14 protein-coding genes are annotated in these 11425 nt (G+C 60.4%); 5 read left to right on the plus strand and 9 right to left on the minus strand.

Translation table 11 applies throughout. The features are described 5' to 3' along the window. Positions 1-15: 15 nt before the first annotated feature. The 3 genes from ASB65_RS18525 to ASB65_RS18535 form a co-directional block, all read right to left on the minus strand. Positions 16-945 (minus strand): prephenate/arogenate dehydrogenase family protein, encoded by a 930-nt coding sequence (locus ASB65_RS18525; RefSeq protein ID WP_060724963.1) that lies wholly within the window; start codon positions 943-945, stop codon positions 16-18. Further along, positions 945-2051, minus strand: a complete 1107-nt coding sequence (hisC, locus tag ASB65_RS18530; RefSeq protein WP_060724964.1) for a histidinol-phosphate transaminase — start codon at positions 2049-2051, stop codon at positions 945-947. The genes ASB65_RS18525 and hisC overlap by 1 nt, the downstream gene beginning before the upstream one ends. A gap of 84 nt (positions 2052-2135) precedes the next feature. Beyond that, positions 2136-2897: a class I SAM-dependent methyltransferase gene (locus ASB65_RS18535; protein ID WP_060724965.1), complete on the minus strand. Its 762-nt coding sequence runs from the start codon at positions 2895-2897 to the stop codon at positions 2136-2138. 105 nt (positions 2898-3002) lie between these two features. On the opposite strand from ASB65_RS18535, the gene gloB reads away from it, so the two are divergent. Together gloB and ASB65_RS18545 are read left to right on the plus strand one after the other, a co-directional pair. Further along, positions 3003-3773, plus strand: coding sequence for a hydroxyacylglutathione hydrolase (gloB, locus tag ASB65_RS18540; protein WP_060724966.1), 771 nt, complete (start codon positions 3003-3005; stop codon positions 3771-3773). Further along, positions 3773-4213, plus strand: a complete 441-nt coding sequence (locus ASB65_RS18545; protein ID WP_060724967.1) for a cupin domain-containing protein — start codon at positions 3773-3775, stop codon at positions 4211-4213. The genes gloB and ASB65_RS18545 overlap by 1 nt, the downstream gene beginning before the upstream one ends. 110 nt (positions 4214-4323) lie before the next feature. On the opposite strand, the gene ASB65_RS18550 is transcribed toward ASB65_RS18545, so the two are convergent. Together ASB65_RS18550 and ASB65_RS28290 are read right to left on the minus strand one after the other, a co-directional pair. Beyond that, positions 4324-5097, minus strand: coding sequence for a DUF3108 domain-containing protein (locus ASB65_RS18550; RefSeq protein WP_060724968.1), 774 nt, complete (start codon positions 5095-5097; stop codon positions 4324-4326). A gap of 35 nt (positions 5098-5132) precedes the next feature. Continuing rightward, positions 5133-5351, minus strand: a complete 219-nt coding sequence (locus ASB65_RS28290) for a hypothetical protein (protein ID WP_099087313.1) — start codon at positions 5349-5351, stop codon at positions 5133-5135. Between ASB65_RS28290 and rpmB the strand changes: the two genes are divergently transcribed. From rpmB to ASB65_RS18565, 3 genes are all read left to right on the plus strand, one after another. After that, entirely contained in the window at positions 5350-5640 is a 291-nt protein-coding gene (gene rpmB / locus ASB65_RS18555; protein ID WP_003509888.1) for a 50S ribosomal protein L28, read from the plus strand. The genes ASB65_RS28290 and rpmB overlap by 2 nt on opposite strands. Positions 5641-5804: 164 nt before the next feature. Further along, positions 5805-6443 carry a queuosine precursor transporter gene (locus tag ASB65_RS18560; protein WP_003509887.1) on the plus strand — a complete coding sequence of 213 codons (639 nt, stop codon included), beginning with the start codon at positions 5805-5807 and terminating at the stop codon, positions 6441-6443. A 113-nt stretch (positions 6444-6556) separates the two neighbouring features. Then, positions 6557-6892, plus strand: coding sequence for a pentapeptide repeat-containing protein (locus tag ASB65_RS18565; RefSeq protein ID WP_020811446.1), 336 nt, complete (start codon positions 6557-6559; stop codon positions 6890-6892). A gap of 3 nt (positions 6893-6895) precedes the next feature. Here the strand turns inward: ASB65_RS18565 and ASB65_RS18570 are convergent, their stop codons facing one another. From ASB65_RS18570 to ASB65_RS28970, 4 genes are all read right to left on the minus strand, one after another. Then, positions 6896-7873, minus strand: coding sequence for an esterase-like activity of phytase family protein (locus ASB65_RS18570; RefSeq protein ID WP_031234115.1), 978 nt, complete (start codon positions 7871-7873; stop codon positions 6896-6898). A 37-nt stretch (positions 7874-7910) separates the two neighbouring features. Next, entirely contained in the window at positions 7911-9815 is a 1905-nt protein-coding gene (gene cobT / locus ASB65_RS18575) for a cobaltochelatase subunit CobT (RefSeq protein WP_060724969.1), read from the minus strand. A gap of 106 nt (positions 9816-9921) precedes the next feature. After that, a complete protein-coding gene (gene cobS / locus ASB65_RS18580; protein ID WP_003509875.1) occupies positions 9922-10911 on the minus strand; it encodes a cobaltochelatase subunit CobS in 990 nt (329 codons plus the stop codon). Positions 10912-10979: 68 nt separating this feature from the next. Next, positions 10980-11425 (minus strand): J domain-containing protein (locus ASB65_RS28970; protein WP_245301396.1); only part of this gene is annotated, 446 nt, incomplete at its 5' end.

Below are 11425 nucleotides of genomic sequence, written 5' to 3' on the forward strand. Positions count from 1 at the left end.
TAAGCGAAATGCGCCTTACTTCTTCTGATCCAGCGCATGACGCCCGAAGTCCGGCGCATCGACATCCTGACCGGCCTGCACGATAGAGCGGCGGATGGCGCGAGTGCGGGAAAACAACTCGAACAGCTTGTCGCCCTCTCCCCAGCGGATCGCCCTTTGCAGGGAGGCGAGGTCTTCGGAAAACCGCGCCAGCATTTCAAGGATGGCATCCTTGTTGTGCAGGCAGACATCGCGCCACATGGTGGGATCGGAGGCGGCCAGACGGGTGAAGTCACGGAAACCAGAGGCGGAATATTTGATGACTTCCGATTCGGTCACCGTCTCCAGATCATCCGCCGTGCCGACGATATTGTAAGCGATGATGTGCGGCAGATGCGAAACGATCGCCAGAACCTTGTCATGGTGTTCGGCATCCATTTCATCGACACGGGAGCCGAGCGCGCGCCAGAAATCCTTGAGCTTTTCCAGCGCCGCCGCATCCGTGCCCGGCAGCGGCGTGAAGATGCACCAGCGGTCGCGGAAGAGACCGGAAAAACCGGCATCCGGGCCGGATTTTTCCGTACCCGCCAGCGGGTGGCCGGGAATGAAATGCACGTTATCAGGCATATGCGGAGCCATCTGCGCGATAACCGAGGCCTTGGTGGAGCCGACATCGGTAACGATAGCGCCCGGTTTCAGATGCGGCGCGATCTGCTGCGCCACGCTTTCCGATGCACCAACAGGCACCGAGACGATGACGAGATCGGCATCCTTGACCGCCTCCGCCCCCGAAACGGTGTAATCCGTGCCGAGCTCCAGTTCTTCCGCCCGTTTCAGCGTCTCTTCGCTGCGGGTGGAAATCGTCACATGGCGGGCAAGACCCAGTTCCCTGAGATCGCGGGCAATCGACGAGCCGATCAGGCCGATGCCAATCAGCGCGATGCGTTCAAACATGATCTCAGCCATCACGCCTGCCCCATGAACTCGGTAAGAGCAGCGATGACGCCGAGATTGGCCTCTTCAGAACCGACGGTCATTCTCAGCGCATTCGGGAAGCCGTAACCGCGCACCGCACGCAGAATATAACCGCGGCGGCTCAGGAACTCGTCGGCATCCGTTGCCCGCTTGCCGTCCTGATCCGGGAAATGGATGAGGATGAAGTTGGTGACGGATGGTGTGACGGTGAGACCAAGGCCGGTAAAGGCCGTGACCAGCTTTTCCATCCAAAGCGCGTTATGCGCCACGGCCTTTTCTACGAAGGCCTGATCGCGGATCGCAGCGGCACCGGCAGCAATGGCCGGCGCGCTCATGTTGAATGGGCCGCGCACGCGGTTCAGCGCATCGATGATGGCGGCGGGACCATACATCCAGCCGACGCGCAGGGCGGCGAGACCATAGACCTTCGAGAAGGTGCGGGTCATCACCACGTTGCGGTTGCCGGATACCAGCTCAAGCCCGGCCTCGTAGTCATTCTTGCGAACATATTCGGCGTAAGCCGCATCCAGCACCAGCACAACATGTTTTGGCAGGCTGGCCTGCAGGCGGCGGATTTCCGCAACGGGAACATAGGTGCCAGTGGGATTGCCGGGATTGGCGACGAAAACCATCTTCGTCTTCGGCGTCACGGCGGCGAGGATCGCATCCACGTCCACCGCGCAGTCCTTTTCCTTCACCGTCACCGGGGTCGCGCCCGCGCCCATGATCTGGATCTTGTAGACGAGGAAACCATGTTCGGTGATGATCGCCTCATCGCCCGCGCCTAGATAGACGTGGCAAAGCATGCCGAGCAGCTCGTCCGAACCGTTGCCGCACATGATATTCGCAATGTTGAGACCATGCACGTCGGCAATCGCCTGGCGCAGCGCAATCGCCTGTCCGTCCGGATAGATTTCCAGATGGCTGGCCGCGGTGCCGAAGGCCTCTATGGCTTTCGGGCTGGGCCCAAGCGGCGTTTCATTGGAGGAGAGCTTATAAACCTTCGCAACACCGTCCACATGTTCCTTGCCGGGAACATAAGCAGCGATATCCAGAATACCCGGACGCGGAACAGGTTGGCTAAGCTCTGCACTCATTTGATCGACCTTTGGAAAAACGCCGGAGAACCCGGCAAAAGCAATGCCGGAGGCATTAGACCGGAATGTGCGTTTTGTCGAGGGTTAGTGCGGCTTTCCTTGCTGCACGGCGGCGCGGGTGGTGGGCACCCCCTGCGGCGCCAGAACCGGCACGAAAACCCGGCGCGAGGCGCGCTGCGTGACGGGCAATCCCTGATAGAGGCGTTTTTGCGCTTCCACCACGATGACACCGGAAAATAGCGGCCACAGCCGGCGACCGGTATGCTCGAGATAACGACGGAATTTCAGCACCGGCCGGCTTGTGGTCGGCGGGAAGAACAGCGCCTCGGCGGAGGCGCCCGGTGTGAAATTGGTTTCTCGCAAAAGAGCCGTCAGCTGCCCGCGCGAATAGGGCCTTCCGGAACCGAAGGGCGTATGTTCCATGCGCGCCCAGACGCCGCGGCGGTTCGGCCCCACGAGGACGGGGCGGCCACCCGGCGCCAGCACCCGCCACAGTTCCTTGAGGCTTTCGCGCGGATTTTCGGCAAATTCCAGCGCATGCACCATCAGGACACGGTCTATCGACGAATCAGGCAGCGGCAGTTCCTCATCGAACACCAGCGCGGTGGAAGAAAGCTCGCCCGCCGGCCAGTTCACCGCCCCCTGCCCCGCCGGCATGAAGGCGAAGGTGCGCTCCGTATCGTGGCGGAACCGCTCCAGAAACGGCACGGCATAACCCAGCCCAACCAGCCGCTCTTCCGGCAAAGGCGGCCACAGCGTCGAAAGCGCCATGGTGATCGCCTGCTCGGCCGAACGGCCAAGCGGAGAATGATAGAATTCGCGCAGATCGACGATATCGGTATTCATGGCGAGAATGTAGCATCAGGCGGTTGGACTTCAAGGCGTCTGCCCTTACATTGAAGGTCAGGCGGGCGAATGCGCCGGTTTTGGCCGGCAAATGGAGAGGATAAGATGAAACCTTTGGAAATAGACGTCTTTCTTTGCCGCAGCGACAATTTCGGGGTTCTCCTGCATGACCCCGAAAGCGGAGCGACCGCCGCCATCGACGCCCCGGAAGAAGGCCCTATCCTGCATGCTCTCGACGGCCACGGCTGGAAGCTCACCCATATTTTCACCACCCATCATCATCAGGACCACGTGGAAGCCAATCTGGCGCTGAAGGACAAGTTTCAGTGCGAAATTCACGGTCCCTATGATGAGGCTGTTGCAATACCCGGGCTCGACCGCTCGCAGGCCGATGGCGACGAATTCGAATTCGCCGGTCGCCGCGTTCAGATCATCGCCACACCCGGTCATACGGCGGGACATATCTGTTATTATATGCCGGATGACGGGCTGCTGTTTGCCGCCGATACGCTGTTCGCCATGGGCTGCGGTCGCCTGTTCGAACGCCCGGCGGCGGATATGTGGCACTCCTTCCAGAAACTCATTGCCCTGCCGGATGAGACCAAGGTCTATTTCGGCCATGAATATACGCTGACGAATGCCCGTTTCGCCTTGACCGTCGATCCCGACAATACCGTGCTGCGCGACCGCGCGGAGCAGGTGGAAAAGGCGCGGCAGGCGAATGAATTCACCATTCCCACCAGCATCGGGCTCGAAAAACAGACCAATCCCTATATGCGGGTGGCCGATCCCGGCATCCGCAAATATCTTGGCCTGGAAAGCGCCACCGATGCCGACGTCTTCGCGGAAATCCGCACGCGCAAGGACAATTTCTGATGGCAACCGATATATCGGCGCAGGCGATCATTCGTGAACTGGGGCTGGAGCCACATCCCGAGGGCGGTTTTTACCACCAGACTTTCCGTGACAAGGCCGGCGGCGAGCGCGGCCATTCCACGGCGATCTATTATCTCCTGGAAAAAGGCGAGCGCTCGCACTGGCATCGGGTCACCGATGCGGTCGAGGTCTGGCACTATTATGCCGGCGCGCCGATCGCGCTGCATCTTTCCCAGGACGGCCGGGAGGTGCAGACCTTCACGCTCGGCCCCGCCATTCTGGAAGGCGAGCGCCCGCAGGTGATCGTTCCCGCCAACTGCTGGCAATCGGCCGAAAGCCTCGGCGATTTCACCCTCGTCGGCTGCACCGTCTCGCCAGGCTTTGCCTTTTCGAGCTTTGTTATGGCCGAACCCGGCTGGTCGCCGGGCGATGCCCCGTAATTCTCAGCGCAATGCCGGCGGAATGAGCGGATGCCACTTGTTTCTTCTCCCCGGCGGGGAGAAGAACCGAACCGCACCGCCGTGTCACTTACCCCGCCATGCGCCAGCAATCAGCCGCCGTATTTCGTAGCGGTAATGTAGACCTGTCCCCCCCGCGTCGGAATGATGGCGTAGACCGGCGCATAGACACCCATGTTGTTGGATTTCGCAAACCAGATCTCCATCGAAATGGATTTCAGATATTCGATATCCTTGCGCCCCTGCCGATAGCCCGACTTCGGCACATAACGCGCCTTGCAGACGATGGCGTCGCCATTAAAACCATTGGTCTTGAACGGCTTGGTGCCGCTGGAGCTCAAAACGAGATCCAGCCGCGATTCGCCGTCATAGATCGGCAGGCGAGTCGGGCAGATGCGGCCGCCCGCGGGAATGATGAGACCGGAAATCGGATCGAGAACCGAGCGCAGATCGCGGTCCTTCACGTCAACCCAGTTGTCCGGCCGCGCCTTAGGCTCGGGTTTCACTGTCGTCGATGTGACGTTGCCGTTGCGATAGACGACGTCATAGGTGCGCACCCGCTTGCCGTCCTTGTAGACCAGCGAATATTCATTGGCCTGCAGCCGGTGGCCGCGCTTGGCGCCGGAAACCGTCGTTTTGCCGGAAATATCCTTGAGGATGCTGGCAAGGCCGGCGGCGCTGAAGGAACCGGAGATCGAATAATTCGGCCCATCCATGCGAGTCGAAAAACTTGCCCGCGCAATCGGCAAAATGCCGAGATTGATGCTGTATTCGCTTGTGTGGCGCGCTTCGGCGGCGAGCGAGGGGGAGACACCCGCAAGCGCCATGGTAGCGGCCATGAAAATGCTTTTTCCTCTGGCAATCATTTCGATATCACCTTAAAAGAGGCGCGGAAGCGGCCTTATCGGGCGATCATATACGCTGACTTGTGGCAATAAAAAAGCGGACGACGGTTGAAAACGCCGGAATTTCCTTTGATTTGCTCGCGGGCGGCTTGACTGTTAAGTCCCGTCTGACTATAGAACCGCAACTTTCCAATCATGGCCAGTTGGATTGCCACCCCGGTTTTGCCGGTGGCGAGCCAGTGGTGAAACAGACGAAACGAAATAGGTGTACCCATGTCCCGTGTATGCGAATTGACCGGCAAGGGCGTCCAGACGGGCAACAACGTCAGCCACGCCAACAACAAGACCAAGCGCCGGTTCCTTCCGAACCTCTGCCAGGTCACGTTGATCTCCGATGCTCTCGGCCAGCGCTTCCGCCTGCGTGTTTCCGCAGCCGCTCTGCGCTCCGTTGAACACCGTGGCGGCCTCGATGCCTTCCTTCTGAAGTCCGGCGAAAACGAACTGAGCATGCGCGCTCGTCTCCTGCGCCGCCAGATCGCCAAGAAGACTGCTGAAGCTGCTTAATAGCGGTTTCGATATCATCTGATATTCAGAGGGCTTGAATGGCTTTTGCCGCTCAAGCCTTTTGTTTGTTTTAGATTTTCGTTGCATCGAGTTTTGCGGAAACCGTTTGAGACGTTTCGCGCCGATGCTTGGCTCCAACTGGTGGCATCACCCAGGATAAAAAAATGCCCTATCTGCGCTATACGCTTATCTATGTTCTGCTGATGACGCTCGTCGTCGTGGCTTCCAATATTCTGGTGCAATACCCGCTTTCCGGCTCGTTGTTCGGCGTCAATCTCGGCGACCTTCTGACCTGGGGCGCCTTTACCTATCCGATCGCGTTCCTTGTTACCGATCTGACCAACCGCCAGTTCGGTCCGTCCATCGCGCGTCGTGTCGTGCTTGCGGGCTTCGTCGTCGGCGTCACGCTGTCCTTCTGGACATCCATCCCGCGCATCGCTGTTGCTTCCGGCACCGCCTATCTCATCGGCCAACTGCTGGATATTTCCGTGTTCAACCGCCTGCGCCGCCAGCGCTGGTGGCATGCGCCGCTGGCCGGCTCCATGCTTGGCTCGGTGCTGGATACGGCTCTGTTCTTCTCAATCGCCTTTGCCGCGAGCTTCTCCTTTGTCGGCCCCAATGATGCCTTCGCCATCGAAAACGCGCCGCTGCTCGGCATCTTCGCTCTGGAAGCCCCCCGGTGGATTTCCTGGGCGCTGGGCGATCTTTCGGTGAAGGTCCTTGTCGGCCTCGTCATGCTGCTGCCTTATGGCGCGCTGATGAACACGCTGAAGCCCATGCCAGGCACCGCCAAACCGAGCTGATACTTTCCGTCAGCGAGATTTGAGGCCGGGGGATGCATGATCAGATCACGCTTGCAAACCCACGGGTGGCGTTGCAATCTGCCGTCCGTGGCAAAGCTCGGAGGCGGATCGGCATGCAGATCAAGGACGTTATCGACATTGTGGATGCGACGAGCGCCACGCTTTCGGGCTCCAGCTTCGATAACGTCAATCTGTCGGGGACGGTCTTCAACAATGTCAATCTGGCCGGCACACGCTTCAATGACATCAACTTTTCCGGTGCGTCGTTTACGGACAGCAACATGTCCGGCTGGTCGATCGATGACGTCAATTTTACCGGACTGAAGCTGAGCAACACGAACCTCTCCGGCGCGCAGATAACCGCGTGCCGAATGACCGGCATGAAGATCGACGGCATTCCGGTCGAGGATCTCCTGGCTGCCTACAAGGCGGCACAGGAGCAGGCCTGATATTCACTCCACCAGCTTGAATTCCAGCATCAGATTGCGCTGGAGAAACGAGTGGTTGTCATCGGAAACGATGATGAGGCGCGTGGAACCGTCCGGCCCCTTCACCACATCCATGCCTTCCATATTGTCGATCTGGTAGGCCATGCCCGCTTCCATGAGGATTTCGCCATCCACCACCGCGCCCGGCCGGATATCCGCCCCGCGGATGCGGCGGATGCGCATGCCCACACCTTCGGCGAAGTTGAAGCGCCGCTCGAGAAGCAGCAGATCGCCGTTTGGCAGGAAAGCGCCATCAGTCACGTCGAATGAGGGGTGATGGGTAACGGCAAATGTGCCCTTGAGCGGGCCTTCCAATATGGCGGCAAGAAGATTGCCGTCGGTATCGATGCTCTTTTCGGCCACCACGACGAGAGCGCCGGCGAGCGGCGAATCGGCCGGCGATACAGCAAGCGCCTCCATGCCGCCATTATGGCGCAACTCGTTATTGGGGATGAGATGCGGCAGGCGGTCGAGCGGTTTCGAGGTGGCGAAGCCTGGATCGGGATAGATATCGATCCTGTGACGTTGCTCGTAACTGACCAAAACCTTGCCGTCGCGCAGCGCCAGCCCTTCGGCATCCATCTCCATCTTGCGCGGCGGTTCGCGGCCGCTCATGTCCAGCATGGGGGTGATACGGACTTCAGCAAGGCCAGACAGCGCCCCGACAGCGTCACGCGTGACTCTGCCCGTCAGCCAATGGCCGGTATCCAGCACCGCAATGAAATCCTCCCCGTTTGGGCGGAAGCGGATGGAGGATATGGCCCCGAACAGTTTTTCCGGCGCGCTCATTACCATGCCGCCGACAAATTCCAGCTTGCCGAAACGTTTCTCGCTGGTGCCGACTTCGAAAGAAGACAGAAGACGCGCACTCACCGGCACATCGATGGTCGAAGCGCCGATGGAAACCGGGAACAGCGATGCGGCCGCCAGAATGGCGGCCATTGAGAGCGTTTTACAGGCGGAGAAAACCCGGCCCCGCTTATCCCGCACGGCGAACCCTGCGGGACGAACCGGAAGCGTTGCTCGTATCCTCGAAGAGCGCTGCGAGCTGCTCGGTCATCGCGCCCGCCAGTTCGTCGGCATCCACGATGGTCACGGCGCGACGATAATAACGTGTCACGTCATGGCCGATACCGATTGCCAGCAGTTCCACCGGCGACCGTGTCTCGATCTGCTCGATGACGGCGCGCAGGTGCCGTTCCAGATAGTTGCCCGGATTGACCGACAGGGTCGAATCGTCCACCGGCGCACCGTCCGAGATCATCATCATGATCTTGCGCTGCTCGGGGCGACCGATCAGACGGTTATGCGCCCACATCAACGCCTCACCGTCGATGTTTTCCTTCAGCAGGCCTTCGCGCATCATCAGGCCGAGATTGCGTCGCGCGCGCCGCCACGGGGCATCCGCCGATTTGTAGATGATGTGCCGCAGATCATTGAGACGGCCGGGCGAAGCCGGCTTGCCGCTGGCCAGCCATTGCTCACGCGATTGCCCGCCCTTCCACGCCTTGGTGGTGAAGCCCAGAATTTCCACCTTCACGCCCGAGCGCTCCAGCGTGCGCGCCAGAATATCCGCGCAGGTGGCCGCAACAGTGATGGGCCGGCCGCGCATCGAACCGGAATTGTCGATGACGAGCGACACGACGGTATCGCGGAACTTGGTGTCGCGTTCCTTCTTGAAGGAGAGCGGCTGCATGGGATCGATGATGAGCCTGACGAGGCGAGCCGGATCGAGATAACCCTCTTCCAGATCGAAATCCCACGAACGGTTCTGCTGCGCCATCAGGCGGCGCTGCAGCCGGTTCGCTAAGCGCCCGACCGCACCCTGAAGATGGGCGAGCTGCTTGTCGAGGAAGGCGCGCAGACGATCAAGCTCGGCCTCGTCACACAATTCCTCGGCGTGGATTTCCTCGTCGAATTCCTGCGTGAAGATGCGGTAATCGACCTTTTCATTAAAGTCGTCGAAGGGGCTGTTGGGGCGGCGGGTCTCGCCGGGCGTTTCGGAATCTTCGTCGAGATCGTCGGACATCTCCTCGTCCGACATCTCGGCGCCGTCCATCTCGCCTTCTTCCATTTCCTCCTGCGAGGCCTCGTTTTCATCGGCGGGCGCCGCGCCCCAGCCGGCCTCTTCCTCGACCTGCTCTTCTTCCGTCTCGTTGGTGCGCGGCTGGTCCTCGTTGGACTCCGCTTCCTGACTGTCAGGCTCGTTATCCTCGTCGCCGAAATCTTCCGCCATCTGCATGGAGGTCAGCATCTTGCGCACCAGTCGCGAAAACGCCTTCTGGTCGGTGATGACGCTGGAGAGATCCTTGAGATCGCCGGCGGCCTTGTCCTCGATGAAATCGCGCCACAGATCGACAACCTTGCCGGCGCTTTCCGGCGGCTTTTCGCCCGTCAGCTTCTCGCGCACCAGAAGCGCCACGGCTTCGGCGAGCGGCGCGTCGTCCTTGTTGGTGATGCCGGCGAAGTTGGCCTTGGCGTATTTTTCCGTGTTCATGGCCTGGATGTTGGAGGCCATGCCCGGCATGCGCAGCGCGCCGATCGATTCCACGCGCGCCTGTTCAACCGCGTCGAAGATCAGCCGCGCCTCGGCGCCCTGCGGCGACATCACCGCATGCGTGTCGGCGTCATGGCAGGCGAGGCGCAGCGCCATGGAATCACCGAGGCCGCGGGTGATCGCGATTTCCTGTGCGGTCGGTTTCTTGGAGATTTCCGGCAGGCGCATGCGCTCACCGGCAAGGCCCGGCCGCTCATTGGCGAAGACGACCTCGACCTCGGCATCGCCGGCAACGGATCGCACACATCCGGCAATCGCCTGACGCAACGGCTCCGTATCAACAGCCGTACCCGGTTTTGCTCTGGAATTGTCGCCGCGCGCTGCCATTGTCTTTCCTGTCATTTGCCGACGCGTGGAGACCGCCCATCGATATGTGCGCGGTCTGCCGGCATCTTCAAGTCATCGAAATCGTCTCCGGACAAGCCGGGGACGATCAGGCGCTGAGAACGATGTTCGCAGCGCTTTCCTTCAGCTCGACGCCAAAGGCCCGCTGATACTGTTCGGCCACCAGCGTGCGCTCAAGCTCGTCGCACTTGTTGAGGAAGGTCACGCGGAAGGCAAAGGCGAGATCGCCGAAGATTTCTGCATTTTCCGCCCAGGTGATGACGGTACGCGGGCTCATGACGGTGGAAAGATCGCCATTGACGAAGGCCGAACGGGTGAGATCGGCCACGCGCACCATCTTGGAAACGGTTTCGCGTCCCTTCGGATTGTCGAGGCTCTTCACCTTGGCGGCGATGATGTTCACTTCCTGCTCATGCGGCAGGTAGTTCAGCGTCGTGACGATGGACCAGCGGTCCATCTGCGCCTGGTTGATCTGCTGCGTGCCGTGGTAAAGACCCGTCGTATCGCCAAGGCCGACCGTGTTGGCGGTCGCGAAAATGCGGAAGGCCGGGTGAGGACGGATGACGCGGCTCTGGTCGAGCAGGGTCAGGCGGCCCGAGGATTCCAGCACGCGCTGGATAACGAACATGACATCCGGACGGCCGGCATCATATTCGTCGAAGACGAGCGCGACATTGTGCTGGTAGGCCCAGGGCAGAATGCCGTCCTTGAATTCGGTAACCTGCTTGCCGTCTTTCAGGACGATGGCGTCTTTGCCGACGAGGTCGATACGGCTGACGTGGCTGTCGAGGTTGACGCGCACGCAGGGCCAATTGAGGCGGGCAGCCACCTGCTCGATATGGGTGGACTTACCGGTGCCGTGGAAACCGGAGACCATGACACGTCGGTTGTGAGCAAAACCGGCAAGGATCGCGAGTGTCGTATCGCGGTCGAACAGATAGTCGGGATCAAGGTCAGGCACATAGGCGTCGCCCTGCGAATAGGCGGGGACCCGCAGATCCGTATCAATGCCGAAAACCTCCCGCACGGACACCGTCGTGTCGGGCAGGTTGGAAATATCAAGGTCGATTTTGCTCATCACGTCTCCAAGGCGGGCGGCAGCCACCCGGCCACATCATCAATCAGGCGGTAAACACGTAAGTTGGCTTAGCAGAAACCTGACTGCTTTAACAATTGATATGCTTGAACAACAGCCCGAAAACGCTCTTCCGAACCACGATCGCCACCATTAGCATCAGGATGATGCTTTTTGACAAGCTCCTTGTAGCGCCTTTTTATGTCTTCCTGCTTTGCGCTGGAAGAAAGACCGAGCGTATCGAAGGCTTTTGCCTCCAGCGTCTTCAATTTGCGGTCCTGCTGCAGGCGGGTGCCGCCCGCCTCTTGCGCCGCCCGCAAACCCGCCGGCAGCCGGAGGAGCGGCGGGGTCGGGGGCCGCCGCCCCTTGTCGCGGGCAACGCGCGTCAGCGACAGTTCCGCCTCGCGCTGCGCCAGAGGCCGGCTGATACCGGACTGGCGGAGCCCCATGGCCTTGGCCGTGGCGATGGTCGAGCCGGTGGACAGAAGCGTGCGCAGGACTTCGAGCTGCTTGATAT

Origin of the sequence: Agrobacterium tumefaciens str. B6 (genome assembly GCF_001541315.1) — a bacterium.
In the GTDB taxonomy this organism is placed as follows: Bacteria; Pseudomonadota; Alphaproteobacteria; order Rhizobiales; family Rhizobiaceae; genus Agrobacterium; species Agrobacterium radiobacter.

Excerpts from the sequence above, each read along its gene's own strand:
- ASB65_RS28290 (WP_099087313.1), bottom strand. The coding sequence starts at position 5,351 with ATGGGTACACCTATTTCGTTTCGTCTGTTTCACCACTGGCTCGCCACC.
- ASB65_RS18545 (WP_060724967.1), top strand. The coding sequence starts at position 3,773 with ATGGCAACCGATATATCGGCGCAGGCGATCATTCGTGAACTGGGGCTG.
- cobS (WP_003509875.1), bottom strand. The coding sequence starts at position 10,911 with ATGAGCAAAATCGACCTTGATATTTCCAACCTGCCCGACACGACGGTG.
- ASB65_RS18535 (WP_060724965.1), bottom strand. The coding sequence starts at position 2,897 with ATGAATACCGATATCGTCGATCTGCGCGAATTCTATCATTCTCCGCTT.
- ASB65_RS18565 (WP_020811446.1), top strand. The coding sequence starts at position 6,557 with ATGCAGATCAAGGACGTTATCGACATTGTGGATGCGACGAGCGCCACG.
- ASB65_RS18570 (WP_031234115.1), bottom strand. The coding sequence starts at position 7,873 with ATGGCCGCCATTCTGGCGGCCGCATCGCTGTTCCCGGTTTCCATCGGC.
- rpmB (WP_003509888.1), top strand. The coding sequence starts at position 5,350 with ATGTCCCGTGTATGCGAATTGACCGGCAAGGGCGTCCAGACGGGCAAC.
- hisC (WP_060724964.1), bottom strand. The coding sequence starts at position 2,051 with ATGAGTGCAGAGCTTAGCCAACCTGTTCCGCGTCCGGGTATTCTGGAT.
- ASB65_RS18560 (WP_003509887.1), top strand. The coding sequence starts at position 5,805 with ATGCCCTATCTGCGCTATACGCTTATCTATGTTCTGCTGATGACGCTC.
- ASB65_RS18525 (WP_060724963.1), bottom strand. The coding sequence starts at position 945 with ATGGCTGAGATCATGTTTGAACGCATCGCGCTGATTGGCATCGGCCTG.
- ASB65_RS18550 (WP_060724968.1), bottom strand. The coding sequence starts at position 5,097 with ATGATTGCCAGAGGAAAAAGCATTTTCATGGCCGCTACCATGGCGCTT.
- gloB (WP_060724966.1), top strand. The coding sequence starts at position 3,003 with ATGAAACCTTTGGAAATAGACGTCTTTCTTTGCCGCAGCGACAATTTC.
- cobT (WP_060724969.1), bottom strand. The coding sequence starts at position 9,815 with ATGGCAGCGCGCGGCGACAATTCCAGAGCAAAACCGGGTACGGCTGTT.